Annotated in this window: 25 protein-coding genes; 9 read left to right on the top strand and 16 right to left on the bottom strand. The window is 71.0% G+C overall.

Annotated features, from left to right (window positions below; all coding sequences use genetic code 11):
* Positions 1-90: 90 nt before the first annotated feature.
* Together OHB56_RS13530 and OHB56_RS13525 are read right to left on the bottom strand one after the other, a co-directional pair.
* The gene (locus tag OHB56_RS13530; RefSeq protein WP_406353451.1) at positions 91-1,098 is read right to left on the bottom strand and encodes an aldose epimerase family protein; all 1,008 of its coding nucleotides are present in this window, start codon (positions 1,096-1,098) and stop codon (positions 91-93) included.
* A 15-nt stretch (positions 1,099-1,113) separates the two neighbouring features.
* Positions 1,114-2,040: an SGNH/GDSL hydrolase family protein gene (locus tag OHB56_RS13525; protein WP_326752517.1), complete on the bottom strand. Its 927-nt coding sequence runs from the start codon at positions 2,038-2,040 to the stop codon at positions 1,114-1,116.
* Between the two features lie 326 nt (positions 2,041-2,366).
* Between OHB56_RS13525 and OHB56_RS13520 the strand changes: the two genes are divergently transcribed.
* A complete protein-coding gene (locus OHB56_RS13520; RefSeq protein ID WP_055598235.1) occupies positions 2,367-2,861 on the top strand; it encodes a DUF3145 domain-containing protein in 495 nt (164 codons plus the stop codon).
* A 154-nt stretch (positions 2,862-3,015) separates the two neighbouring features.
* Here the strand turns inward: OHB56_RS13520 and OHB56_RS13515 are convergent, their stop codons facing one another.
* The 5 genes from OHB56_RS13515 to OHB56_RS13495 all read right to left on the bottom strand — a co-directional run bounded on the left by OHB56_RS13515 (position 3,016) and on the right by OHB56_RS13495 (position 8,040).
* Positions 3,016-4,287: a beta-ketoacyl-[acyl-carrier-protein] synthase family protein gene (locus OHB56_RS13515; protein ID WP_326752516.1), complete on the bottom strand. Its 1,272-nt coding sequence runs from the start codon at positions 4,285-4,287 to the stop codon at positions 3,016-3,018.
* A gap of 137 nt (positions 4,288-4,424) precedes the next feature.
* Entirely contained in the window at positions 4,425-4,673 is a 249-nt protein-coding gene (locus OHB56_RS13510) for an acyl carrier protein (protein WP_004988657.1), read from the bottom strand.
* 103 nt (positions 4,674-4,776) lie between these two features.
* A complete protein-coding gene (locus OHB56_RS13505) occupies positions 4,777-5,778 on the bottom strand; it encodes a ketoacyl-ACP synthase III (protein ID WP_406353449.1) in 1,002 nt (333 codons plus the stop codon).
* A gap of 22 nt (positions 5,779-5,800) precedes the next feature.
* Positions 5,801-6,745, bottom strand: a complete 945-nt coding sequence (locus tag OHB56_RS13500) for an ACP S-malonyltransferase (protein ID WP_326752515.1) — start codon at positions 6,743-6,745, stop codon at positions 5,801-5,803.
* An 89-nt stretch (positions 6,746-6,834) separates the two neighbouring features.
* Positions 6,835-8,040 (bottom strand): helix-turn-helix domain-containing protein, encoded by a 1,206-nt coding sequence (locus OHB56_RS13495; RefSeq protein WP_326752513.1) that lies wholly within the window; start codon positions 8,038-8,040, stop codon positions 6,835-6,837.
* A gap of 62 nt (positions 8,041-8,102) precedes the next feature.
* Between OHB56_RS13495 and OHB56_RS13490 the strand changes: the two genes are divergently transcribed.
* Positions 8,103-8,771, top strand: a complete 669-nt coding sequence (locus OHB56_RS13490) for a pirin family protein (RefSeq protein WP_406353448.1) — start codon at positions 8,103-8,105, stop codon at positions 8,769-8,771.
* Between the two features lie 414 nt (positions 8,772-9,185).
* Here OHB56_RS13490 and OHB56_RS13485 read toward each other — a convergent pair whose 3' ends face one another.
* On the bottom strand, positions 9,186-9,737 hold the full coding sequence (locus OHB56_RS13485) for a multidrug transporter (protein ID WP_326752511.1): 552 nt from the start codon (positions 9,735-9,737) through the stop codon (positions 9,186-9,188).
* Positions 9,738-9,906: 169 nt separating this feature from the next.
* Between OHB56_RS13485 and OHB56_RS13480 the strand changes: the two genes are divergently transcribed.
* The gene (locus OHB56_RS13480) at positions 9,907-10,545 is read left to right on the top strand and encodes a TetR/AcrR family transcriptional regulator (protein ID WP_406353445.1); all 639 of its coding nucleotides are present in this window, start codon (positions 9,907-9,909) and stop codon (positions 10,543-10,545) included.
* A gap of 12 nt (positions 10,546-10,557) precedes the next feature.
* Here OHB56_RS13480 and OHB56_RS13475 read toward each other — a convergent pair whose 3' ends face one another.
* The gene (locus OHB56_RS13475; protein ID WP_326752509.1) at positions 10,558-11,583 is read right to left on the bottom strand and encodes an SMP-30/gluconolactonase/LRE family protein; all 1,026 of its coding nucleotides are present in this window, start codon (positions 11,581-11,583) and stop codon (positions 10,558-10,560) included.
* 212 nt (positions 11,584-11,795) lie between these two features.
* Here OHB56_RS13475 and OHB56_RS13470 point away from each other — a divergent pair, with 212 nt between their 5' ends.
* The 4 genes from OHB56_RS13470 (at position 11,796) to OHB56_RS13455 (ending at position 17,223) form a co-directional block, all read left to right on the top strand.
* Positions 11,796-13,622: a flavin-containing monooxygenase gene (locus tag OHB56_RS13470; RefSeq protein ID WP_406353443.1), complete on the top strand. Its 1,827-nt coding sequence runs from the start codon at positions 11,796-11,798 to the stop codon at positions 13,620-13,622.
* A gap of 510 nt (positions 13,623-14,132) precedes the next feature.
* Entirely contained in the window at positions 14,133-15,287 is a 1,155-nt protein-coding gene (locus OHB56_RS13465) for a type IV toxin-antitoxin system AbiEi family antitoxin domain-containing protein (protein WP_326752507.1), read from the top strand.
* Between the two features lie 123 nt (positions 15,288-15,410).
* Complete coding sequence (locus OHB56_RS13460; RefSeq protein WP_326752506.1) at positions 15,411-16,250, top strand: nucleotidyl transferase AbiEii/AbiGii toxin family protein; 840 nt, start codon at positions 15,411-15,413, stop codon at positions 16,248-16,250.
* Positions 16,251-16,692: 442 nt separating this feature from the next.
* Positions 16,693-17,223 carry a hypothetical protein gene (locus OHB56_RS13455; RefSeq protein ID WP_406353441.1) on the top strand — a complete coding sequence of 177 codons (531 nt, stop codon included), beginning with the start codon at positions 16,693-16,695 and terminating at the stop codon, positions 17,221-17,223.
* Positions 17,224-17,307: 84 nt separating this feature from the next.
* Here OHB56_RS13455 and OHB56_RS13450 read toward each other — a convergent pair whose 3' ends face one another.
* Positions 17,308-17,577 (bottom strand): DUF397 domain-containing protein, encoded by a 270-nt coding sequence (locus OHB56_RS13450; RefSeq protein WP_326752504.1) that lies wholly within the window; start codon positions 17,575-17,577, stop codon positions 17,308-17,310.
* On the bottom strand, positions 17,546-18,385 hold the full coding sequence (locus OHB56_RS13445; RefSeq protein ID WP_326752503.1) for a helix-turn-helix transcriptional regulator: 840 nt from the start codon (positions 18,383-18,385) through the stop codon (positions 17,546-17,548). Before OHB56_RS13445 ends, OHB56_RS13450 begins: the two co-directional genes overlap by 32 nt.
* Positions 18,386-18,472: 87 nt before the next feature.
* On the opposite strand from OHB56_RS13445, the gene OHB56_RS13440 reads away from it, so the two are divergent.
* Positions 18,473-18,916: an ATP-binding protein gene (locus OHB56_RS13440; protein WP_326752502.1), complete on the top strand. Its 444-nt coding sequence runs from the start codon at positions 18,473-18,475 to the stop codon at positions 18,914-18,916.
* On the opposite strand, the gene OHB56_RS13435 is transcribed toward OHB56_RS13440, so the two are convergent.
* Positions 18,882-19,709, bottom strand: coding sequence for a serine hydrolase domain-containing protein (locus tag OHB56_RS13435; RefSeq protein ID WP_326752501.1), 828 nt, complete (start codon positions 19,707-19,709; stop codon positions 18,882-18,884). The genes OHB56_RS13440 and OHB56_RS13435 overlap by 35 nt on opposite strands.
* An 18-nt stretch (positions 19,710-19,727) precedes the next feature.
* Entirely contained in the window at positions 19,728-20,201 is a 474-nt protein-coding gene (locus tag OHB56_RS13430) for a GNAT family N-acetyltransferase (protein WP_326752500.1), read from the bottom strand.
* A gap of 97 nt (positions 20,202-20,298) precedes the next feature.
* Between OHB56_RS13430 and OHB56_RS13425 the strand changes: the two genes are divergently transcribed.
* Positions 20,299-20,775 carry a MerR family transcriptional regulator gene (locus tag OHB56_RS13425; RefSeq protein WP_055630157.1) on the top strand — a complete coding sequence of 159 codons (477 nt, stop codon included), beginning with the start codon at positions 20,299-20,301 and terminating at the stop codon, positions 20,773-20,775.
* Between the two features lie 202 nt (positions 20,776-20,977).
* On the opposite strand, the gene OHB56_RS13420 is transcribed toward OHB56_RS13425, so the two are convergent.
* The 3 genes from OHB56_RS13420 to OHB56_RS13410 all read right to left on the bottom strand — a co-directional run bounded on the left by OHB56_RS13420 (position 20,978) and on the right by OHB56_RS13410 (position 23,872).
* Positions 20,978-21,826 (bottom strand): DUF4429 domain-containing protein, encoded by an 849-nt coding sequence (locus OHB56_RS13420; RefSeq protein ID WP_406353437.1) that lies wholly within the window; start codon positions 21,824-21,826, stop codon positions 20,978-20,980.
* A gap of 67 nt (positions 21,827-21,893) precedes the next feature.
* Complete coding sequence (locus OHB56_RS13415; protein WP_406353435.1) at positions 21,894-23,111, bottom strand: alpha/beta hydrolase; 1,218 nt, start codon at positions 23,109-23,111, stop codon at positions 21,894-21,896.
* An 86-nt stretch (positions 23,112-23,197) separates the two neighbouring features.
* Positions 23,198-23,872: a TetR family transcriptional regulator gene (locus OHB56_RS13410; RefSeq protein WP_326752497.1), complete on the bottom strand. Its 675-nt coding sequence runs from the start codon at positions 23,870-23,872 to the stop codon at positions 23,198-23,200.
* Between the last annotated feature and the right edge of the window lie 152 nt (positions 23,873-24,024).

Raw genomic sequence — 24,024 nt, 5'->3', positions numbered from 1 at the left:
GTCCGGGACCCTGACCCCGGGCCGGGGCTCATGTGCGTCACCCCGGACGGCTCCCGGCGGAATCGGGCGGACCCGGGCGAGTGGGCCCCGCTACCGCACCGCGAAGCCGTACACCGTCTCCGAGCGGAACGTCCCGCCCGGCCGCAGGACCGTGCTCGGGAAGTCGGACCGGTTCGGGGAGTCGGGGAAGTGCTGCGTCTCCAGCGCGACGCCGGCGCCGGGCGCGAAGGGCTCCCCGATGTGGTCGGCGGTGTAGACCTGCATCCCGGGTTCGGTGGTCGCCACCGTGAGCACCCGCCCGGAACCCGGTTCGTACAGCTCGGCGACCTCCACCGGCGTCGGCGTCACGCCCTTGTCGAGCACGTAATTGTGGTCGTACCCGGTGCCGGTCCCGCGCGCCTCGCGGAAGTCGAAGCGGGTCCCGGTCACGTCCTGGTGGCCGCCGGCCGGGATCAGGTCCGCGTCGACGGGGGTGAAGCGGGAGGCGGCGAGCCGCAGTTCGTGCCCGGCCGCACCGCCGGAGCCGGAGCGAGGGCCGGAGCCGGCGTCGGGCCCGGTGCCGGCCAGGTTCCAGTACGAGTGGTTCGTCGGGTTCACCACCGTCGGCGCGTCCGTCACCGCCTCGTACGCGATTCCCAGCGCGCCCCGCTCGTCCAGGGTGTAGGTCACCGACATCTCCAGGCGGCCCGGGAAGCCCTCCTCGCCGTCCGCGGAGACCAGGGTGAGGCGCAGACCGTGCGGAACCGGCGTCACGTCCCACACGCGCTTGTCGAAGCCCCGCTCACCGCCGTGCAGCGAGTTCGGCCCGTTGTTCGGGGCGAGTGTGTGGACCCGGCCGTCCAGCGGGAAGCGGGCGCCCGCGATGCGGTTGGCGTACCGCCCGATCAGGGCGCCCAAGTACGGCTCCGGGTGGGCCAGGTAGCCGTCCAGGCCGGGGAAGCCCAGTACCACGTTCCCGGACCGTCCCTCCCGGTCCGGCACCTCGACGGCCTGCACGATCCCGCCGTACGACAGCACCCGTACGCGTACGCCGGCCCGCTCCAGGGTCCAGCGGTGCACCGGGGTGCCGTCGGAAAGTGTGCCGAAGAGTTCGTTCATGTGCGAAACGATAAGTCACGGCTTCGTCGCCGTGACCGTACGGTGGGCGATCTCCGCCAGCCGGGCCTGACCGTCGATGCTGGGGTGGAACCAGTCCCAGCGGCTCAACTGCGCGGTGCCGAACCTGTACGCGTGCACCGCCCCGCCGTCGTAGCGGCACCGCTCGTCCTCGGCGCAGACTTCCTCCAGCGCCTTGTTGTACTCCTCCACCCGGTCCTGCACCGTCTCGCGCCGCTCGTTCGCCGCCGCGTCCAGAGCGTCCGGATCGCCCAGCATCGACGGGCAGATGCCGAGCTTCCACACCTGCTTGCCCATCGCGCTGGTCCGCCCCTGCGACCACAGCCGCTTCAGGTCCGGCACGCTCGCCACGTACACCTGGGCCTTGGGCAGTGCCTTGCGCAGGGTGTGTATCGCTTCCTCGAAGTCCGCGCGGAAGTCGGCCGCCGGCGTCATCGCCGACGTCGTGGCCCGGCAGGCGTCGTTCGCCCCGGCCATCACCGCCACCAACTCCGGCCCCCGGCCCACCGCTCGGGCCATCTGGCCGGGCAGGTCCGCCATCCGCGCCCCGGTGACCGCGTAGTTCCAGCTCCGTTCGGCGGCCCCCGCCGGGCCCAGCAGCCGCACCGCCAGACTGTCGACCTCCTCGCTGCTGCCCGTCGCCCACGACACCTCGGGACAGTCCGTCAGCACCGCGCACGCGTCGAAACCGGTCGTGATCGAATCGCCCACGGCGGCCACGGAGGCGGGGCTGGTGTCCCAGAGTGGAGTGGGCGACGGGGACGGCGCGGCCTTCTTCGCCCCGGGGCCGGACGGAGCTGCCCCGTCACCGCCGACGGCGTCGCAGCCGGCGGCCCCCAGCACGGCGGCGGCCGCCACGGCGGCGAGCACGGCCCGCGAACGGCCGCCCCGCTCCGGCCTCTTCCGCCGTGTCCCCTGGTCCATCCCGCGGCCTCCCCGCACATCGTGGTCACCGTCCCCCATGCATAACAACGCGCGAGAGTTCCCGCTCGTCCGGCTGTCCACCCGATTGCCCGCCCGGGCGGACGGCTTCAGACGGAACGCCGCATATGGAACGGCTCACATGATCGGGGGCCGGTACCCCGGGGTTGTCGGCCTGCCGGGTGAATGGCGGCAATTTCCGGGTACCGGGACGGACGGTACGTCACACTCCTTCCCTCGCCACACGGTAGCCTCGGCATCGACGTGGTCCTCCCGGCCACCCGCTGATCGGCCCTTTCCGACCTGTCCCGCTCTGCCCGGAGGTTCCGGTGACGACACGTGGAGTCCTGTACGTGCACTCCGCGCCGCGTGCGCTGTGCCCACACGTCGAGTGGGCCGTCGCGGGGGTGCTCGGCGTGCGCGTCAGCCTGGACTGGATCCGGCAGCCCGCCGCCCCCGGCACCTGGCGCTCGGAGTTCTCCTTCAAGGGCCAGGCCGGCACCGCCTCCAAGCTCGCCTCGGCGCTGCGCGGCTGGCAGTTGCTGCGCTTCGAGGTCACCTCGGAGCCCTGCCCCACCGCGGAGGGCGAGCGCTACAGCTGCACCCCCGACCTCGGCATCTTCCACGCCGTCACCGGCATCCACGGCGACATCATGATCCCCGAGGACCGGCTGCGCGCCGCCCTGACCAGGTCCCAGCACGGCGAGACCGACCTGGAGGCCGAGATCGCCAAGCTCCTCGGCAAACCCTGGGACGACGAGCTGGAACCGTTCCGCTACGCGGGCGAGGGCGCCCCGGTCCGCTGGCTCCACCAGGTCGTCTGACCGCACCGGCACCCGGTACCCCCGTACGCCTTACCCCCGTACGCCGTACCCGGTACCCCCGTACGGGGGTACCCCGCCCTCCCCGGCACGCCGAAGGGCCCCACCTCACGAGGTGGGGCCCTTCGCACGGACGCACCCGGCGTACCGGCGCCGGTCAGACCGACCGGAACGCCAGCACCACATTGTGCCCGCCGAACCCGAACGAGTCGTTGAGGGCGGCGATGCGGCCCTCGACGGGCAGCTTGCGCGCCTCGCCGCGGACCACGTCCGCGTTCGCCTCGGCCTCGGGGTCGAGGGTGTCGATGTTGATGGTCGGCGGAGCCACCCGGTGGTACAGCGCGAGCACCGTCGCCACCGACTCCACGCCACCGGCGCCGCCGAGCAGGTGCCCGGTCATCGACTTGGTCGCGGAGACCGCCATGTGGTCCACGTCGTCGCCGAAGACCTTGCGCAGTGCCTTCAGTTCGGCGATGTCACCGGCCGGCGTCGAGGTGGCGTGCGCGTTGACGTGCACGATCTCGGACGGGTCCAGGTCGGTGGAGTCCAGCAGGTGCTGCAGGGCGTTCGAGATGCCGCGGCCCTCCGGCTCCGGCTGCACGATGTCGTGGCCGTCGGCCGAGATGCCCTGGCCGACCGCCTCCGCGTAGACGCGGGCGCCGCGTGCGGCGGCGTGCTCGGCGGACTCCAGGACGATCACGCCCGCGCCCTCGCCGAGGACGAAGCCGTCCCGGCCGACGTCGTACGGCCGCGAGGCGCCCTGCGGGTCGTCGTTGTTCTTGGACATCGCCATCATGTTGCCGAACGCGGCGATCGGCAGCGGGTGGATCGCCGCCTCCGTGCCCCCCGCGACGACGACGTCGGCACGGCCGGAACGGATCATCTCGATGGCGTAGCCGATGGCCTCCGCGCCCGAGGCGCAGGCCGAGACGGGGGTGTGCACGCCCGCCTGGGCGCCCACGAGCAGACCGACGTTGGCCGACGGGCCGTTCGGCATCAGCATGGGGACGGTGTGCGGGGAGACGCGGCGGACGCCCTTCTCCTTCAGCACGTCGTACTGGTCGAGCAGGGTCGTCACGCCGCCGATGCCGGAGGCGATGACCGTGCCGAGCCGCTCCGGGACGACGTTCGGGTCCTCACCGGCCCTGCCCTCGAAGCCGGCGTCGGCCCACGCCTCCTTGGCCGCGACCAGCGCGAACTGCGCCGAGCGGTCCAGGCGGCGGGCCTGCGGCCGCGGGATGGTCTCGGTGGGTTCCACGGCCACGGGGGCCGCGATACGGACCGCCTGGTCGGCGGCCCACTCCTGCTCGAGGGGCTTGACTCCGGAACGTCCGGCGACCAGACCCTCCCAGGTCGAGGCCGCGTCGCCACCCAGCGGTGTGGTTGCGCCGATACCGGTGACGACCACGGTGCGATTGGTCGAGTTCATCGGAATTCTTTCTCCAACGGATACGAGGATTCGTACGGCGCCACCGCCGGGTGGCGGGGCCGGGGACTCCCGGCCTCGGTCCTTCCGTCCGGGGCATGCCGGGTCCGGCACGCCCCGGACGGAAGGACCAGCAGCGCTCAGGCCTGGTGCTTGAGGATGTATTCGGTCGCGTCGCCGACGGTCTTGAGGTTCTTGACGTCGTCGTCCGGGATCTTGACGTCGAAGCGCTCTTCGGCGGCGACGACGACCTCGACCATGGACAGCGAGTCGACGTCCAGGTCGTCGGTGAAGGACTTGTCCAGCTGGACGTCCTCAACCGGGATGCCGGCGATCTCGTTCACGATCTCCGCGAGACCGGCGACGATCTCTTCCTGAGTGGCGGCCATGATGGCGCTCCTTCGCTGTGATTCCTGAGGGTGTGGCGCCCGCCGCGACAGCGGCGGGTGGTGCGGTTTTCCGTGTCGGATCGAATGATCCGGCACGGAGTGCCTAAGGGAGAGTAACGACCGTTGCGGCGTAGACGAGACCCGCCCCGAAGCCGATGACGAGCGCGGTGTCGCCGCTCTTCGCCTCGCCGGTCGCCAGGAGCCGCTCCATCGCGAGCGGGATCGAGGCGGCCGAGGTGTTGCCGGTGGTGCGGATGTCACGGGCGACCGTGACGTGCTCCGGCAGTTTGAGGGTCTTCACCATCGAGTCGATGATCCGCACATTGGCCTGGTGCGGGATGAAGACGTCCAGCTCGTCCGAGGTGATCCCGGCCGCGTCCAGCGCCTGCTGGGCGACCTTCGCCATCTCGAACACGGCCCAGCGGAACACCGCCTGGCCTTCCTGCGTGATCGCGGGGAACTTCTCGACCTCGCCGTCGCGGTAGTCCGTCCACGGCACGGTCTGCTTGATGACCTCGGACTTGTCGCCCTCCGAGCCCCAGACCGTCGGGCCGATGGCGGGCTCCTGGGAGGGGCCGACGACGACCGCGCCCGCGCCGTCACCGAACAGGAAGGCGGTGGCCCGGTCCTCCAGGTCGGTCAGGTCGCTCAGCCGCTCCACGCCGATGACGAGCACGTAGGCGGCGGAACCTTCCACCACCATGCTCTTGGCGAGGGTGAGGCCGTAGCCGAAGCCGGCGCAGCCCGCCGAGATGTCGAAGGCGGCGGCCTTGTTCGTGCCCAGCCGGTCGGCGATCTCGGTGGCGATGGCCGGGGTCTGCTGGAAGTGCGACACGGTCGACACGACCACGGCGCCGATCTGCCCGGCCTCGATGCCGGCGTCCGCGATCGCCTTGCCGGACGCCTCGACCGACATCAGCGCGACCGTCTCCTCCGGCGACGCCCAGTGCCGCGTCTCGATGCCGGAGCGCGAGCGGATCCACTCGTCGGACGAGTCGATCGTCTCGAGGATCACCTCGTTCGGCACGACCCGGGTGGGCCGGTAGCCGCCCACACCCAGGATGCGCGCGTACGGGGCGCCCTTGCTGGGCTTGATCTTCGCCATGCGGATTCTGCTCCTAAGGGCGTCAGGCGTGCTCTGCGACGAGCTCGCGGGCGGCGTCGAGGTCTGCGGGGGTCTTCAGCGCCAGCGTCGTGACGCCGGGCAGCGCACGCTTGGCGAGGCCGGTCAGGGTCCCTCCGGGGCAGACCTCGATCAGCGCGGTCACCCCGAGTTCCTTGAACGTCTCCATGCACAGGTCCCAGCGCACCGGGTTCGCCACCTGGCCGACCAGGCGCTCCAGCACCCCGGCACCGGTCGCGACCGTCGCGCCGTCCTTGTTCGACACGTAGGCGACCTTCGGGTCGCCCGGCGTCAGGTCCTCGGCCGCCTTCGCCAGCGTGTCGACCGCGGGGCCCATGTGGTGCGTGTGGAAGGCGCCGGCCACCTTGAGCGCGACGACCCGGCGCACGCCCTCCGGCTTGTCCGCCTCCAGCGCGGCCAGCTGTTCCTTGGTGCCGGCCGCCACGATCTGGCCCGCGCCGTTGATGTTCGCCGGGGTCAGCCCCAGCTTCTCCAGGTGCGCCACGGTGACGTCCGGGTCGCCGCCGAGCAGCGCCGCCATGCCGGTCTCGGTGATCGCGGCGGCGTCGGCCATGGCCAGGCCCCGCTTGCGGACCAGGCTCAGCGCGGCCGCGTCGTCGAGGACACCCGCGAACGCGGCCGCGGTGAACTCGCCGACGCTGTGACCGGCGACCGCGCCGGGCGCGATCCGTGCCACCGCCGAGGCGGCGTCGTCCGTACCGGCACCCAGCGCCGAGACGGACAGCAGCCCGGCCGCGACCAGCAGCGGCTGGGCGACGGCCGTGTCGCGGATCGCGTCCGCGTCGGCCTCGGTGCCGTAGTGGGCGAGGTCGAGTCCGATGGCGTGGGACCAGGCGGCGACGCGGTCCGCGGCACCGGGAAGGTCGAGCCATTCAGTCAGGAAGCCGGGCGTCTGAGCGCCCTGGCCGGGAGCGACGAGTACGAGCACTCTCACACTCTCTCTTGACGACGGCCGAAGCCGCCCGTGAGGACAAGGACGAAGAACACGAGGGGGTTTTGTGGAACCCCGACAAGAGGTTAGAGCTGAAGATCGCCGTCGACCAGACGCCCCAGGATCAGCGCGACCCGCAGTGTGAACGCAGAGCGTACATCGGAGGGTGACCAGCCGGTGACGTCTGTCACACGTCGGAGCCGGTAACGCACGGTATTGGGGTGCACGAACAGCATCCGAGCGGCCCCTTCGAGGCTGCTCGCCTGCTCCAGATAGACGCTGAGCGTCTCCAGCAGCGCGGCCCCGGTCTCCTCGAGCGGTCTGTAGATCTCCTCCACCAGCTGCTCGCGGGCCGCGGTGTCACCGGCGATCGCCCGCTCCGGCAGCAGATCGTCGGCCAGCACCGGACGCGGCGCGTCCTGCCAGGCGGAACACGCCTTCAGGCCCGCCGCGGCGGCCTGCGCGGACCGGGTCGCCGCCTGGAGGTCCGGTACCACCGGACCCGCCACCACCGGACCCTGCGCGTACGGCCCGATCAGCGACTTGGCGACGGCCAGCGGATTGTCGCTGCCGCCCGCGATCACCACCAGCCGGTCCCCGAGCACCCCCGTCAGCACCTGGAGCTTGGCGTGCCGGGCGGCCCGCCGGATCGCCTCCACGGTCAGCTCCGAGTCGCCGTCGGGCGCGGTGCCCAGCAGCACGCACACGTGCTCCGGCGAGTTCCACCCCAGGGCGGCGGCCCGCGACACGGCACCCTCGTCGGCCTCGCCGCTGAGCACCGCGTTCACGACCAGCGACTCCAGCCGCGCGTCCCAGGCGCCCCGCGCCTCGGCCGCCTGCGCGTACACCTGAGCCGTCGCGAACGCGATCTCCCGCGCGTACACCAGGAGCGCCTCGCGCAGCACCGACTCGTCGCCCGGCGCGGCCACCTCGTCGATGGCCGTCTCCATGACCTCGATGGTGGTGCGCACCATCTCCACGGTCTGCCGCAGCGTGATGGCCCGGGTCAGCTCGCGCGGCGCGGTCCCGAAGACGTCGGTGGAGATGGCCTGCGGCGCCTCGGGACGCCGGAACCACTCGGTGAAGGCGGCGATGCCCGCCTGGGCGACCAGCCCGATCCAGGAACGGTTCTCCGGTGGCATCGCCCGGTACCAGGGCAGGGTCTCGTCCATCCGCAGGATGGCCTGCGCGGCGAGGTGGCCGGACGACTTCTCCAGTCGCTTCAGCGTCGCGGGATGCGGGTGGGCGGGGCCTGCCGGGGTTTCGGGCTTGCTGGTTTCGGGTTCGGGCACGGTGACAAGACTGCCTCATCCGGACACCGCAACGCGTCGCCGGGTCTCGCGCCGGGGCTACCGTGGACGGCGTGACGGACGTACGGCGCGCGCACGAGCGCTTCCAGGGCGGCGATCCGGCGGCCGGGATCGAGAGCTGGCACGCCTTCTCCTTCGGCCCGCACTACGACCCCGACCACCTGCGCTTCGGCGTGGTGATCGCCTGCAACGAGGAGCGGCTCGCCCCCGGCGCCGGCTTCGACGAGCACCCGCACAGCCACACCGAGATCGTGACGTGGGTGGTGGAGGGCGAGCTGACCCACCGCGACTCCACCGGCCACGAGACCGTGGTCCGCCCCGGCGACGTCCAGCGCCTGAGCGCCGCCTCCGGCGTACGGCACGTGGAGCGCAACGACGGCCCCGTCCCCCTGACCTTCCTCCAGATGTGGCTGGCCCCGCTGGAGCCCGGCGGCGACCCCTGCTACGAGGTCGTCCGCGGCATCGCCGACTCCACCCCGTACGCCCTCCCGGAGGCGGGCGCCATGCTCCACGTCCGCCGGCTGACGGCGGGGGAGCGCACGGCGATCCCGGACGCGGCATACGTATACCTCCACGTCGTGCGCGGTGAGGTGACCCTGGACGGCGAACGGCTGACCTCGGGCGACGCGGCCCGCCTCACGGACGCCGAGGGCGTCGTGGCGGTCTCGGAGACCGCGTCCGAACTCCTGCTGTGGGAGATGCGGCGCGCCTGACACGGGTCCGACGGCGGAGGAGGCCATCGATCAGCCGGTGGCCGGGCCGAGGTGCCAGTCAGCCGTCGCCGCTGCCTCGACCGTCACGTCGGCGACGCGCGCCGCGCCCTGGAAGCCCGGCTGACGCAGGATGCCGGCCTGCCCGGAGTGGATCCGGTCCGCAGACGGCGTCTCGGCCTTCGAGGCGAGGGTGCTGTCGGCGGCTCGGGTGGTGTCCCACGGTGCGGTGTAGCTGAAAAGCGTGAGCAGTCAGCAGACAACTGTCATTTGGGTGCCCAAATGAGCGGATCCTGGGCAGTTGCGGCCGAAGTGCTCACGCTTTTCGGGCCTTCCACGCCACCGGACGGGACACCGTCGTGGTGTGCCATGAGCCGATCAACCTCCCGGCGTCGGCGAACGGGGGCGTTGTGGTCCTCATCGTCCCAAGTGGGGGTGCGCGCAGGCGCGCCGTTGTCGCCGTGTGCGTGCCATGGCGTAAGTCCGCAAGTCTTCGGACAGGTGTGATCTGCGCAGACGCCGACTGCGCAGCAGCCTGTGCCAGTCCGCTCGGGTGTCGTGCATCAGCTGCCAGTGGAAGTAGTTGACGTACTCGGCCAGAGCCAGCCCGTACAGGACCAGGCCCGGGACCCGTGCCACTCCTGGCTGTCCCGTGAGGGAGGTGGCGATCACTACGAGGCCGACGGCCAGACCCGCCGCACACACCGAACGGAGCCGGCGGAATGCCGCGATCAGCGGCGGGCGGGGCAGAGCGTCACGCAGTTGACGCAGCTTCACCGCCCAGTATCCGGCGCCTATGAGTAGATGTCCGGTCGCCAATACGTACCCGGTTGTGTTCGCCGCGGTGGCCGGGGCGCCGAGGGATACGAACACGACCCAGCCGATCAGGAGGATGTTCGCCAGCTCCAGCGCGGCCAGGGTGCGCAACCGCGTGGCAAGCGCCGCCCGGGAGCGTGTCAGGGACGTCATGCCCTCAGGATGGCGTACGCCCTCGGCCCTGCGGTCAGCGACCCTGGTCGCTCAGGCCTGCGCGAGTTGCCCGGCTTGCCCGACGGTGGGAACCATCCGGCCGTAGCACTGGAGGGGCGACGCGGACCGAGGCGGCGGTGCCGAGCGAGCACTGCCGTACTCTGCCGGGATGACGCACCACCCCGTGCCGGACCGGCCGCGGCCCGCGAGTGAGGGGCGGCAGCCTGTGGGTGAGGAGCGGCGGCCCGCCAACCACGGGCCCAAGGCCGCCGCCCGCAACCGTGCCGCGCTGGTCGCCGCCGCCCGGGAGATCTACGCGGAGCACGGCCTGGACGCCCCGCTGTCCGCGATCGCCCGCCGCGCCGGGGTCGGGCAGGGCGTCCTGTACCGGCACTTCCCGGACCGGGCCGCCGTGACGACGGCGGTGCTGGAGGAGAACGTCCGGGAGGTGGAGCAGGCGGCCGCGGCCGAGCACGCGACCTTCGCCGGTGTGCTCGGTGTGCTGACCTGGCACCTGAAGGAGTCGGCCGCGTTCATCGGCCTCCTGCACGCCGACGGATCGGACCGTCACTCCGGTGTCCGCGCGCACGCCCTGGCCCTGTCCCGGCGGGTCGAACGCGCTCTGCGCGCCCACCTGCCCGGCGACGGCGGTCACCGGCCGGTCGCGGCGGACGACCTCATGCTCGCCGTCGCCATGGTCTCCGGCGCCGTCACCGGCCCCTCCCACGAGGAACGGGAGCGCAGGGCGCTGGCGGCCTGGCGGCTCCTCGGCGTCGAGGTGGGACCGGTGCGGCCCTTCTCAGGGTGAAGTCGGTCGCCGTCAGCCGCCGTTGGACTGCCGGGTGCCCTTCGCCAACGCGTCGAAGGTGTACAGGTAGCCGCCCGCGGGCCCGCTGACGGTCATGTACGCCTTGGTGCCGCCGGGCGTGATCGCCACGTTCGTCGCCGACTCCAGGCCCTCGGCGGCGCGCGCGGGCACCTCGACGGTCGCCAGGCGCTCACCGTGCCGGTTGTACACGACCATCGCGGGCCTCCCGTGCAGCGCCTGGTAGAGGTTGCCGTCCGCGTCCACGGCGATCGAGTCGGTCTGCGCGATCCCGCCGTCGACCCGGATGGCGGTGTGCCGGGCCGTGACCCCGCCCTTCGCGCCGACGGGGAGGTAGGAGATCCGGTTCTCCGTCAGCTCGCTGAACCACAGGCCGCGGTACTCCGCGTCGAAGGAGACCCCGTTCGTCGCGGCGAGACCGTCGGCCAGCACGGTGGCCTCCTCACCGTCGCGGTCGATCCGCACCACCCGGCCGAGCGCCTTGCCCTCGGTCAGTCCCCGCGAGTCGCTGACGTACAGGTTGCCGTCCTGGTCGAAGGCGAGGTCGTCGGGGTTCATCGGAGCGCCGTCGACCTCACCGGAGAAGAAGGTCCGCAGGCCGCCACCGTCGGCGTCGAGGCTCACGATCTCGCCGTGCGCGAAGTCGGTCAGGTAGAGCCGTCCGTCGTACGGGCTGAACTGCGCCGAGGTGTACGCCCCGCGCCCGTCGGTGTGCACCGCACGCTTCGTCTTCTTCCGGACGTCGACGCGCATTACCTTCGGCTCGCCCTCGGGCGCGGTGACGTCGACGACGAACAGACCGCCGTCCGCACCGAAGGTCGGCCCCTCCAGCAGCGTCATCCCGGTCTGCTCGTGCACCTCGGTCAGCCGCATCACCTGCTGCGCGCGGATCGTCCGGTCCGCTCCGGGCGCACCGGCGGTCCGCTCGCCGGTGCCACCGCTCTGCGTACCGCATCCGGCGAGGGCGAGGGAGCCGAGGGCGGCGAGCACGGCGAGGGAGCGGAGGGGGAGTCGTCGCATGGGGGGTCACTCTTCCTGTCGGCTGTGTGTGGGGTGGGGGGAGTGGGGTCGAGGGTGCCGGCGGCAGTGAGGCGGAGACGGGTCAGTACGCGCCACTGCGCGTCCGAATCTCAACCGGACAGTGCTGTCCGGTTGTTGTTACCGTAGCGGAGCCGACGACCGCACAGATCGACTCGGCCGGAACAACAGAGGATTGAGGCAGGTCCCCCCACATGACGATCCCTCACATGCCGTCCCACCAGGCTCCGTCCCGTGAGGAGCTGGACGCGCTGAGGCAGCGCTACCGCTCCGAACGCGAGCGGCGCGTACGCCCCGACGGCGCCGCCCAGTACCAGGCTCCCGAAGTCGAGTTCGGCTACTACGCCGCCGACCCCTACGCCGGTGAGGTCGTCGAGCGGGAGCCGCTGCGCGACACCGTCGACGTCGCCGTGGTCGGCGGCGGATTCGGCGGCATACTCGCCGGAGCGCGGATGCGGCAGCGGGGCGTGGAGTCCGTCCGCGTCGTCGAGACGGGCGGCGACTTCGGGGGCACCTGGTACTGGAACCGGTACCCGGGCATCCACTGCGACATCGAGTCGCACGTGTACCTGCCGATGCTCGACGAGACCGGATACGTCCCGGAGTGGAAGTACGCCCCCGGCGAGGAGATCCGCCGCCACGCGGTGCGCGTCGCCCGGAAGTTCGACCTCTACGAGGACGCCCTGTTCTCCACCTCGGTCACCTCACTGACCTGGGACGAGGCCGACGAGACGTGGACCGTGACCACCGACCGCGGCGACGCGTTCCGCGCCAGGTACGTCGTCACCTCCACCGGCACCCTCTCCACGCCCAAGCTCCCCGGGATCCCCGGCGTCCAGGACTTCAAGGGCCACACCTTCCACACCTCGCGGTGGGACTACGCCTACACCGGCGGCACCCCGGACGGGGGCATGACCGGCCTCGCGGACAAGCGGGTGGGCGTCGTCGGCACCGGCGCCACCGGCATCCAGGCCATCCCGATGCTGGCCGAGGACGCCGCACACGTCTACGTCTTCCAGCGCACCCCCTCCACCGTGGACGTCCGCGCCAACCGCCGCACCACCGCCCAGGACATCGGCGCCGACCGCGAGGGCTGGGCGCATGAGCGCCGCGAGAACTACCTCCGCATCGTCTCCGGCGAACCGGCCGACCAGGACCTCGTCGCCGACCGCTGGACCGAGTCCGCCGGCCTCCTGGAGAAGCTCCTGCCGAGCTTCCGCCGCCAGGACGACCGGGAAGCCTTCGAAGCGGCCTACGAGGCGGCCGACGCCGCCAAGATGAATGATCTCCGCACCCGCGTCGAGCAGACCGTCGCCGACCCGGACACGGCGGAGAAGCTCAAGCCCTGGTACCGGTACGCCTGCAAGCGCCCCACCTTCTCCGACAAGTACTATCCGGCCTTCAACCGCGCCAACGTCACCCTGGTCGACACCGCCGACACCCACGGCATCGAGCGCGTCACCGAGACCGGCGTGGTCGTCGGCGACGTCACCTACGACCTCGACTGCCTGGTCTTCGCCACGGGTTTCTCCGTCGGCACCTCGGGCGTCCTCTCCGGCAAGCTTCCCGTCCACGGCCGGGGCGGCACCCAGCTCCTGCACGCCTGGGCGCGGCAGGGCCCGCGCACCCTGCACGGCTTCACCAGCAACGGCTTCCCGAACCTGATCCAGATGGGGTCCCTGCAGAACGCCAGCAGCGTCAACTTCACCCACATCCTGGACGAACAGGCCGTCCACGCCGCCGCGTTGGTTGCCGCGGCCGAAGCCGAGAACGCTCTCGTCGAACCGTCCCGCGAGACCGAGGACGCCTGGCTCGCCGTCCTGGCGAAGGACGCCCCCGACCACGAGTGGTTCCACGCCGAGTGCACCCCCGGCTACTACAACCGCGAAGGCCGGGGCCGTCCCAACGGCCCCACCGCCTACCCCCACGGCGCGTTCGCCTTCCACCGGCTCCTCGCTCAGTGGCGCGAGGACTCGATCGACGACATCCTCCAGCCGAGGACGCCTGCCCGGGAGCGGTGACCCGGCGGGGTGTGGGAATGGCCGAGGCTGATCCTTTGGAGTGGACACCCTGACAGTCGAGGACGACATCGAACGGATGCGGCCCGGGGACAGGGTCGGGTTCAATTCCGAGACGAAACATGGAGAGTTTTGCCGATGCCGCCGCGTGGCCGTCGCTGACTGACCCCTTCCGTAGGTTCTGGCAGGGATCCCCCGATGGCCCGAGGAAGGGCCGCGACACCGTGACGCTGTTTGACGGCTGGCCTGCAGCGGCTCATCGACCGCAGCGTAAGACCTACCGGGAGCCGCTGAAGACCACAAGCGCTTTGCCGCACCTCCTTGCGCCGGGATCGTAGCCGCGGTGGGAAGGAAGGCGCACAAGACCATCCTTGTGCCGCATGACTGCAGTGAAAGTTACATCCTGCCTAGATCATGCGCAGAGTTTGTTACGGCCTAGATGTAAAAAACTCTGCGAGATTGGGTAATCTTCTCTGTGTGGACCGTGCTGAGCAGTTGGCGACTCTGTCGGGTATGGCCGTGGACCAGTGGGGGCTGGTGACCGCAGCGCAGGCCAGGGGCCTGGGTGTGAGCGGCGTGCAGCTCATGCGGCTGACCGAGGCCGGCTTGCTGGAGAGCGTCGGCCGGGGCGTCTACGCCCTGCCGGCCGTCGGCTTGCCTCGACATCTGGAGATCAAGGTGGCCTGGCTGCGTTTGCAGGCCAGGGTGCCCGCGTGGGATCGTCCCCTGGGTAGCCGGGACTCGGGTGTCGTCTCCCACACCTCCGCCTGCCAGCTGCACGACCTCGGCGACATTCCCGCCCCGGACGTGGAGATCAGCGTCCCCCGCCGCCGCACGACCACTGAGCCGTTCGTCCGGCTGCGCACTGCTTGCCTGGGCGCTGCGGACATCACCGTCGTCGACGGGCTGCCGGTGACCACCGCGGCGCGCACCATCGTCGACCTCCTGCATACCAAGGCTGACGGTGGCCATGTCGGCGGCGTGATCGCCGACGCGGAACGCCGCGACCTCGTGGACATCGACGCGCTGGCAGATGCCGTCCAGCCACACGCCCGCAAGTACGGCCTTCCCGCAGCGGCCACAGGTCACGAACTCATCGAGCACCTGGTAGGCCAGGCCGGACGGACCCTGCACTTCCAGGAAGTAGCCCGCGCCGGCGAAGAAGGCATCGCCATCGGTGCGCAGCTCGGCGTGCTCACGCGGTATCTCGATGCTGGGAAGCCCTTCCGGGAGGCCCTGGCGGGAGAGGCGTACGCTTCCCTGTTCCGGGCCATTGCCGCGCAGCAGCTCGAGAACCGGACGGCACTCGAGGGCGCTATGCCCCGGTTCCTTCCTGTGCTGCGCGCACTCCAGCAGGAGACGCCGTCGCCCTTTGCCAGAGCGCTCAAGGACGCCATGCCTGCCTCCGGGCTCGGGGAGGCGTTCCAACGGGCAGCGTTGCCTGACAGTGTTTCGCCAGCCTTGAGGACGCCTGCGGTCCTCTCACCCGAAACGCAGCGGGCGCTGTGGGGGGCGACGGTGTCTGGCACCGCGATGGACCGGGCTGTCCGCGCGCTGCAGCAGCTGGAAGCGGTATCGCCCGGCAGCGTGGAGAAGCCTGACGAAGAAGACGCTGCCACGCCTGACGGAGAGCCAAAGGAGCTGGAGGACAAGCAGGTTCCTGACTAGAGTCGGCGATGCCAGGGGATCGGGTGGGGGAGCGAGCTGCACGTGGCCAAGAGCTATGCGAGTCCAACAGCGTTCCGGGCAGCGCTGACGCAGGCCGCCAGGAACATGTCGAAGAAGACCGGCATGAGCGTTCCCGATCTCATGAAGATCTTCTACTTCAACCGCCTCGCCGCCCGCGTATTCACCAAGGAACCCGACAGCTGGCTCATCAAGGGCGGCCAGGCACTGCTCGTCCGCTACCGCGGAGCCGCCCGCCTCAGCCAGGACATCGACCTGCAGTGCGCCCACCCGGACCGCAGCGCCGAAGAAGCCAGGGAACTCGTCATCGAGGCAGCCTCCCTCGACCTTGGCGACTACCTGCGCTACGTCCCCGGCAAGTTCCTCGGACACAGCGACGAGGGCCGCGGCGGCGCACAGTACTTCCAGGTCTTCCTCGGACCGGCCAACGTCGCCACCATCAAGGTCGACCTCGTCGTCGGCCGCACCTTGGCCGGCACCCCGGAGATCCGCCCCCTGAAATCCGCCGTCGACATCGAATGGCCCGTCGACTGGCCTGACGTCCGCCTCTACCCCGTCATCGACCACATCGCGGACAAGATCTGCGCCATGTACGAGCGTCACGGCCAAAACGGCGAGCACGGATCCAACCGCTACCGTGACCTGGCCGACCTCCTCCTGATCAGCCAGCAGGAGACCTTGTCCGGACCAGCCGTCTGCCAGGCCCTCCAGCGTGAAGCAGACCGCCGGCGCAGCCTGGGCCTCCATGTCGTACTTCCCGCCGCATTCGAGGCCCCCGGCCCCGACTGGCACGACGGATATCCCCAGCAAGCCGCCATTGTGCTCGGCCTGCAAGGCTGCAGCAGCTTCGCCGAAGCGGCCACGGCAGCCGAAGCCTTCCTCAACCCCATACTCAGCGAGGCAGCGCAAGGCACGTGGATCCCGCACCAGAGGTCATGGACCTGATTGATCCACAGACCAGGCGATCCACGGCGCTCACTCGCTGGTGATGCCCCTGCAGACTGCGCCCGAGGGCTCGTTCCTTCCTGTGGCAGTACGGTCTCATTGTTGGATTTTTGGCTGATCCCACTCCTGTCAAGTTGTCAGCGCCTGGCTCTGCCGTCGGGACAACCTCCGACGGTGAAGGCGATGTGAGTGGGCGAATACCAGCAGCGGTCAGCCCGGCGAGCGGTTCCCGCTGACGGCCACCTCCACCTGGATCGACAAGGCTCAGGTCGTCAGTGGAGTCTTCGCTTCACGGCGGAGGGCGCGGAGGACGCCGGAGCGGCTGTCGCCCCGCCCAGAGCCCCGACGCAGCCCGCGTAGGCCGGAACGCTCCGTTCCGGTCCGTGATCGCTGCTGGGACCCGGCGCTGACCTGGTGTGATGCCTGTGGCAGGCTGCGGGCCATGGGATGGTCGTTCAAGGTGCACGGTGGTGTCGCGGCCGGGCTGGGCGCTGTCTTCCTGGCACTGGCCTGGCTCACTCGGCTGCCCGGGGCCTTGCCGTTGCTCGATGAGCGATGGCTGCTGCCGCTGAACTTCGTAGTGGTCTTCCCGACCGTCACGGCCGCCCTGGCCCGTCTCGTGCTGGCGCGGACGGACAAAGCCCAGTTCTGGCAGGCCTCGAGGTGTCTTCCCGGCAAGGTTCAGGCAGGGCTCGCGATGCTGTTCCTGTCGGGTATGGCGATGATGTTCCTCAACATGGGGCGGGAGGGGAACCTGCAGTCCGCCGAGGTGAGGGACGGGAAGTACTTCGCTTTCGACACCACTGCACGCGGTACGGTCGAACTCTCCTGGGAGCAATATCAGGTTGTCCTGGAGGTCGATCAGCGCAGCATGCTCACGATCCCCGGCGTGGTCCTCGTCGGGGCCGCATGCGCGGTCCTGGCGGCCGGTGAGCTGCGCCGCGCGGATCGTGGCGTCGCGCCGTCGAGGTAGAGGGCGGCGGGTCCCGTCGCATCGGACGTCGACGAGACCACGCTGTCGTGTCGGGGCGGTTGACGCGGCTATCGGGCAGAGCGGTCAGCGCAGGCCGTTGACGAAGGTCTGCCAGGCGGGGGCGCCGACGGTGAGGACGGGGCCGGCCGGTTTCTTGCTGTCACGCACCGGGACGGCGCCGGTCGGGCACCCGTCGGCCACCTCGACGCATTCGCCGCCGTTGCTTCCGCTGTACGAGGCCGTGCGCCAGGTGGCGCCGTTGTTGACTGTGCATTCCACACAGTCCCCGCCGTTGCTTCCGCTGTAGCTGGACTTACGCCACTCAACATTCCTCAGTGCGGTGCTGGGTCGCATAGCGTTCCTCCATCACGCGGGTGATCAGTTTTGCCGAGTCCTCGGGTGAGAGGGCTGAGGCTTGGAGCCGAGCGTAACCGACCGAGCGCTCCTTGATCACGTCCGGATTGGCCGTCATATGACCCTGGTCGTAACCATCCATGTAGAACAGGTCGGGGTCGTCATCGAACCTCAGCAGGTTGAACGACCCCATCATCCCGGCGTGTTGGCCTGTGCGGAAGGGAAGGACCTGGACCTGGACCCACGGATTGTCCTGGAAGGACAACAAGTGGGCGAGTTGCCAGCGCATGACGTCACGCCCACCGATGTCTCGGAGTAGAGCGGCTTCGTCCAGGATGACCCAGAGTGCGGGTGGCTGGTCACGCTTGAGGATGCGCTGGCGCTCCATCCGGGCCGCCGCCATCTCGTCCACCTTGCTGCGGTCTTCCACGCCGAGCACCGCCCGTGCGTACTCCTCCGTCTGCAACAGCCCGTACACCACCTGCGCTTGGTACGTGGAGATGTACGACGCCTTCGCCTCCATCTCCGCGTATGGCTGGAACCAGGTGGGCAGTTGGCTTCGCAGGACCAGGCCGATCAGGCGGGAGAAGGTGCCGTCGGTGCCGAGGGCCGCGTCGACGCGTTCGGAGAAGTCGCGGGTGGGGACCTTCTTCGTGGTCTCGATCTGACAGATCAGCGAGCCCGTGCAGAAGATGATCTCGCCGAGCTGTCCCTGCTTGAGGCCGTGGGCCTCGCGCTGGCGGCGTAACTCCCAGCCGTAGTAGTCGAGGGGGGACGCGCTGGGGTCGAGCGTCTGGATGTTGGCCACGGTGGTGCCTCCGGCCCGGTCTTGACGTCTCGCGATGTTGGTTTCTTTGTGTAGTCGAGCGTACGCAGAGCGTCGCACCCTGGTGGCGTGAATCATGCAACCGGTCCGCGTGCGGCGGACGTCGAGACGCGGTACCGGGCCGAGTTCGCCCTGGGTGAGCACTCGGTCCGGCACCTGCGGCGCATCCTGTGGCTCTACCTCAAGGGTTCCGGCCTGCTGGAGGTCGCCGACGCGGCCGAACTCGCGGTGTCGGAACTGCTCGCCAACGTCATCCGGCACGTGCCCGGCCGCCGGTGCGGGATCTGCTTCCTGCTGCTGCCGGGAGTAGTACGGGTGGAGGTCTCCGACAGGTGCCCGCGCCTGCCGGTGCCGGCGGGCCGGGACGTGCTGGCCGAGGGCGGGCGTGGGCTGCTTCTCGTCGAGGCGGTGACCGACCGGTGGGGCGTTGCACCGTGTCCCACCGGTGGTGGCAAGACCGTGTGGTTCGAGTGTGCCCTCAGCCCCGGAGCTCCGCCAGCACCGCGTCGGTGAAGGGCGGCCAGGCCTCGACCGCCCAGGGGCCGAAGGCGCGGTCGGCCAGGGCCACGCAGGCGAGATCCGCCGCCGGGTCGATCCACAGGAACGTGCCCGACTGGCCGAAGTGGCCGAAGGCGCGGGGCGAGGAGGAGCCGCCCGTCCAGTGCGGGGACTTGGAGTCGCGGATCTCGAAGCCGAGGCCCCAGTCGTTGGGGTTCTGGTGGCCGTAGCCCGGCAGGACGCCCTTCGTGCCCCGGTACTGGACCGTCATCGCCTCGGCGACGGTCCGCGGGTCCAGCAGGCGCGGAGCTTGCACCTCGGCGGCGAAGCGCAGCAGGTCGTCCACCGTGGACGTGCCGTCCTTCGCCGGGGAGGCGGTGCCCTCCAGGGACGTCGACGTCATCCCCAGCGGCTCCAGCACCGCCTGCCGCAGGTACTCGGCGAACGGGATGTCCGTCGCCTTCGCGATGTGGTCCCCGAGCTGCTCGAACCCGGCGTTGGAGTACAGGCGGCGCTCACCGGGGGCGGAGGTCACCCGGTGCTCGTCGAAGGCGAGGCCGGAGGTGTGGGCGAGGAGGTGGCGGACCGTCGAGCCCTCGGGGCCGGCCGGCTCGTCCAGCTCGATCGCGCCCTCCTCGTACGCCACGAGCGCCGCGTACGCCGCGAGCGGCTTGGTGACCGAGGCGAGCGGGAAACGGTGGCCGGTGGGGCCGTGGGTGCCCAGGACGGTGCCGTCCGCCCGGACGACTCCCGCCGCCGCGGTGGGAACCGGCCAGTTCTCGATCAGCGCGAGGCTCTTGAGCGACATGCCTTCGAGGGTATGCGCTCACAGCCGCAGCTCGAGCAACGGGTCCGGCCTGCGGGCGAAGCCCAGGGAGGTGTACAGGGGCTCGGCCTGCGCGGTCGCGGTGAGGCGGATACGGCGGGCGCCGCGCTCCCGGAACCACTCCAGCAGCGCCTCCATGCACGCCCGCGCACACCCCTGGCGGCGGGCGTCCGGGTCGGTGGCGACGCTGAAGGCATAGCCGTCGGTGCCGTGCGGGTCGTGCGCGCCGCCGATGCGGTACTCGATCGAGCCGGCCACCAGTGCCGCCAGCCCGCCCCGCTCCGGCCGGTCCACGACGAACGCCGCGAACGGGCCGTCCGGCTCGGCGAGCTTCGCGCGCAGCACCGGCAGGGCGTCGGCGTGCCAGTCCGTGGCGGGGGAGGAACGGGGCATCGAGTCGACCATCACCTGGCGCAGGCGCAGTACTTCCTCCGCGTCCCCGGGCACCGCACGGCGTACACGCACACGATTCATGGTCGGCATGCTAATCGGCCAGGTCTCCCGCCTTCCCGCCGTTTTCCCGCCTGCCGTGCTTGCCTGGAGTGCACTCCAGGGTCCTAGCGTGGAGGGTATGACGGTGACGGAGACCACGGGTGAGGACACGGGTGCCAGGACCGACACCTGCGCCGGGCCGCCGCAGGGCGACCGGCGGCCGGACGGCGCGGACAAGTACACGATCAGCGAGGTGGCCGCCCTCACCGGGCTGAGCGCACACACCCTGCGCTGGTACGAGCGCATCGGGCTGATGCCGCACATCGACCGGTCGCACACCGGCCAGCGCCGCTACAGCAACCGCGACCTCGACTGGCTCGCCCTCGTCGGCAAGCTCCGCCTGACCGGGATGCCGGTCGCGGACATGGTGCGGTACGCGGAGATGGTGCGGGAGGGCGACCACACCTACGCCGACCGCTTCGAGCTCCTCAAGGCGACCCGCGAGGACGTGGTGGCCCGGATCGCGGAGCTCCAGGGCACCCTCGCCGTGCTCGACCGGAAGATCGGCTTCTACGCGGACGCCGGGCGCGCCCTGGCGTCGGAGAGGTCCCGTTGAGCGACGGCGGTATCGAGGGGCTGGGCGGCGGACGCCGTCGGCCGTTCTGCTCGGCCGACGCCCCTCCGTGAAGGCGGTGAGCGCCGCGCCGCGCGGTGCTCACGGTTTCGCCGACGACGTGCCTGCCGGGCGGCCGGGACGCGGCGGCGCCCGCGAGCCGTCCCCGTCGTGGATCCGGCGGATCACCGCGGTCGGCGGAACCCTACAGCTCCGCCAGCAACTCCGCCTTCTTCACGGAGAACTCCTCGTCCGTCACCAGTCCCGCCTGGTGCAGTTCCCCGAGGTGGCGTATGCGGTCGGCGATGTCCGCGGGGTCGCGGCGCACGGCGGCCACGGCCCCCGCGGGCACCGGCGCGGTCGTCCGCGCCGCCGCCAGTACGGCCGCGGCGAACGGCAGCGACTCGTGCACCGGGCCGTAGCCCAGCCCGAACACCACGGCCGCCGGGTCCTGGTCGGCCTGCGGGGGCCGGGCGGGCTCGTCGCGGCGCAGCAGCCGCAGATGCCCTTCGAAGACCTCCGGGGAGCGCCACTCCACGCCGCACAACTCCCCGACGGGGAAGCGCTGGTCGCCAGCCTTCCACTTCGCGGACGAGGCCCCCGTCCAGGACCAGCGGAAGGAGACCGCCTTCCCGTCGAAGGAGGCCCTGCCGTCGTACGCCTTGAAGTGCAGGGGAGTGTCCGGGGCGGCCACCAGATGGCGCTCGGCGGGACCCGACTCGGTGAGCAGGGCGAGGAGTTCGTCGGCGTAGTACTCGGCGAGCGTCTCGCGTTCGGCGGGCAGCACGAGCCGGTAGGGGTCGCAACTGTCCTTCAGCTGCCCGGCCGCCGCCTCCATCAACGGGTCGGCGCCGGGCCGCGGCTCGATGCGCAGCACGACGGTGCCGCGTCTGCCGGGGGTCAGCGTCACTCCGGCGATGGCCTCCAGGGGGATGCGGCGTTCCCCGAGTGCCTGAAACAACTTGGGTGTTCTGATCCCCCTTTCGTACCGGATGAGCACGGAGTCGGACTCGAACTCCCAGGCAGCGTGAAATCCGGCCAGTACGTCACCCATGCGGCTCATCGTATGCGGCACGAGCCTTTTCGTCCCCTCCCCGGGCATACCGCAGTTCCTCCGTTCTCTACGCGCGTCCCGATGCGGCGGCGCCGGACAAACCCGCCCGGCACAGTCCGTTGCCGTGTGCGCAGTCCACCGCGCGGTATGCGCCAACACCGATCTCGGCGAAGTTGCGCAGACTGTCGGTGCCCGGCACGAAGTACCCGCTGTGGCCCCGGGCCTCACGCGCCGACAGCACGCGCGCCCCGAAATCCGGGGACACCGGATCGGCCCCGTGCCCCAGCCCGCCGACCTCCAGGTAGGGCACGTCCTGGATCCAGTCGTCCGCGTCCCGCATCGCCCACACCCGTGCGTGGGTGCGCAGGTCGGTGACCGACTCGGCCCGCATGCCGGGACTGCCGGCCACCGCTATGTCGGTCACCCGGCCGGGCAGCGTGGGCGCGGCGAGCCCGCACACCACGGAGCCGTAGCTGTGGCAGAACAGGGAGACGCGGGCCTCGCCGGGCAGGGCGCGCAGCAGCGCGCCGAGGCGCGCCGCGCCGTCCGCGGCACGCGCCGCCATCGCCGACTCCATGCCGAGCCCGCTGGGCGCGGTGTAGTCGGCCCAGGCGATCACGGCGGTAGGCGTCGAGGGGGCCGCCGTGTGCTCGGCCGCGTAGAGCGACTGGGCCATGCCGACGGGCGCCGTGTAGCGGCGGTGGGTGCGCTGGAAGGTGAGCAGATCGGTGTCGACGCCGGGGACGACGACCGAGACCCGCTCGGCCTCGCGCAGGTCGCCGAACACCTCGGCGGCCCGGCCGGGACCCGACGGGTCGAAGGCGAGGATCTGGCGGCCCGGGCGCATCAGGGCCGTGAAGCGGTTCATCCGGCGGCCCGCCTGATGCTGCCCGGCGGGGGTGAGCCGTTTGTCGCGCATCCGTTCCCGCTCGACCTCGCGGGCCTGACCCAACGCGATGCGGTTGGCGCGGTAACGCAGCTTGACCGGGGCGCCGTTCATGTTGCCGACCGCGAGCGGGAAGCGGTGGGCGAGACCCACCCGCTGCGCCTTGGTGAGAGAGGCGAAGAACCGGGCCAGCGCGGCGGGCGCGGAATCGGGGTCGGGCAGCCGGTGGCCTCCTATGTGCCCCTGCTCCCAGGCGGTGAGCGAGGCCGGGAGCGGCGCCTTGTCCCGCTGGTGGCGCAGTGCCGTCCAGCCGGTGGTCGCCAGCATCACGAAGACGACGGCCAGTGCGAGGAGCGCACGCCACACGTTCAGTTGCGGGGTGGTGTCGAAGGAAGTCACTGACAGGACACACTAGGAGAACGGGAGGGTCTCGCGTCGATCAAGTGACGGGTATCACGTTTCGATACGTCGATGGTGAGCAGTAGTCACCCGGAGGCGCGTCGGGCGTCGTTCCAGGGCCCCGCCAGGGCGGGCCCCAACTGGTCCAGGTGGGCCGTCACCAGCTCGCGCAGGGCGGCGAGGCCGGAGTCCCCGGCGGACCAGGACCGTTCCGCCACCCGGACCACGCCGCAGACCGCGGCCACCAGGATGCGCGGCCGGGGATCGGTGTCCAGGTCGACGCCCTCACGGCCGGCGATCACGCGGGCCAGCCGCTCCTCCAGTTCACTGGAGCGCCGCAGATGCGCGGCGAGCAGCGCGGGCGTCGACTCGATCACCCGGTACACCCGCAGGTGCAGCTCCAGCGGCACGACCTGCTCGACGACCTCGTTGATGCCGTCCCAGCTCTCCCGCAGGGCCCCGCGCAGCACGTCCAGCGGCGGCTCGCCGGGAGGGCGCCCCCGTACGGCGTCGACGACGAGGGACTCCGCGAGGCGCGGGACGTGGAACGCGACCTCCTCCTTGCTGGCGAAGTAGCGGAAGAAGGTGCGCTGCGAGACGTGGACGGCCGCCGCGATGTCGTCGACCGTCGTCCCCTCGTAGCCGCGGGTCGCGAACAGCTCCAGGGAGGACCGGACCAGCGCGTCGCGGGTGAGCCGCTTCCTGCGTTCCCGCAGACCCGGCGCCGGCGCCGCGCCGACGACGGTCCCGACCGTCTCCATGGTTCCTCCCGTGGCTCTCCGGATCGATTCCCCCGCGGTTCCCCGGGTTCCCTGTGGTTCCCGCGGTTCCCTGGGGCGCTTCCGGAACCGTTCTCCCAGTTCAGGCTATACGGGCATGTCGACCGAGTTGCTGATCGATGAATTGGTTTGTC

Origin of the sequence: Streptomyces sp. NBC_01635 (assembly GCF_045209715.1) — a bacterium.
GTDB lineage: Bacteria > Actinomycetota > Actinomycetes > Streptomycetales > Streptomycetaceae > Streptomyces > Streptomyces hirsutus.
The sequence above is the reverse complement of the archived record's forward strand: the minus strand, read 5'-3'. Positions and strand labels throughout refer to the sequence as shown.

Bases quoted from the DNA above. Each gene is read 5' to 3' on its own strand.
- OHB56_RS13530 (WP_406353451.1), bottom strand. From the start codon at position 1,098: ATGAACGAACTCTTCGGCACACTTTCCGACGGCACCCCGGTGCACCGC.
- OHB56_RS13525 (WP_326752517.1), bottom strand. From the start codon at position 2,040: ATGGACCAGGGGACACGGCGGAAGAGGCCGGAGCGGGGCGGCCGTTCG.
- OHB56_RS13515 (WP_326752516.1), bottom strand. From the start codon at position 4,287: ATGAACTCGACCAATCGCACCGTGGTCGTCACCGGTATCGGCGCAACC.
- OHB56_RS13510 (WP_004988657.1), bottom strand. From the start codon at position 4,673: ATGGCCGCCACTCAGGAAGAGATCGTCGCCGGTCTCGCGGAGATCGTG.
- OHB56_RS13505 (WP_406353449.1), bottom strand. From the start codon at position 5,778: ATGGCGAAGATCAAGCCCAGCAAGGGCGCCCCGTACGCGCGCATCCTG.
- OHB56_RS13485 (WP_326752511.1), bottom strand. From the start codon at position 9,737: ATGACGTCCCTGACACGCTCCCGGGCGGCGCTTGCCACGCGGTTGCGC.
- OHB56_RS13480 (WP_406353445.1), top strand. From the start codon at position 9,907: ATGACGCACCACCCCGTGCCGGACCGGCCGCGGCCCGCGAGTGAGGGG.
- OHB56_RS13475 (WP_326752509.1), bottom strand. From the start codon at position 11,583: ATGCGACGACTCCCCCTCCGCTCCCTCGCCGTGCTCGCCGCCCTCGGC.
- OHB56_RS13470 (WP_406353443.1), top strand. From the start codon at position 11,796: ATGACGATCCCTCACATGCCGTCCCACCAGGCTCCGTCCCGTGAGGAG.
- OHB56_RS13465 (WP_326752507.1), top strand. From the start codon at position 14,133: ATGGCCGTGGACCAGTGGGGGCTGGTGACCGCAGCGCAGGCCAGGGGC.
- OHB56_RS13460 (WP_326752506.1), top strand. From the start codon at position 15,411: ATGAGCGTTCCCGATCTCATGAAGATCTTCTACTTCAACCGCCTCGCC.
- OHB56_RS13455 (WP_406353441.1), top strand. From the start codon at position 16,693: ATGGGATGGTCGTTCAAGGTGCACGGTGGTGTCGCGGCCGGGCTGGGC.
- OHB56_RS13450 (WP_326752504.1), bottom strand. From the start codon at position 17,577: ATGCGACCCAGCACCGCACTGAGGAATGTTGAGTGGCGTAAGTCCAGC.
- OHB56_RS13435 (WP_326752501.1), bottom strand. From the start codon at position 19,709: ATGTCGCTCAAGAGCCTCGCGCTGATCGAGAACTGGCCGGTTCCCACC.
- OHB56_RS13430 (WP_326752500.1), bottom strand. From the start codon at position 20,201: ATGAATCGTGTGCGTGTACGCCGTGCGGTGCCCGGGGACGCGGAGGAA.
- OHB56_RS13425 (WP_055630157.1), top strand. From the start codon at position 20,299: ATGACGGTGACGGAGACCACGGGTGAGGACACGGGTGCCAGGACCGAC.
- OHB56_RS13420 (WP_406353437.1), bottom strand. From the start codon at position 21,826: ATGGGTGACGTACTGGCCGGATTTCACGCTGCCTGGGAGTTCGAGTCC.
- OHB56_RS13410 (WP_326752497.1), bottom strand. From the start codon at position 23,872: ATGGAGACGGTCGGGACCGTCGTCGGCGCGGCGCCGGCGCCGGGTCTG.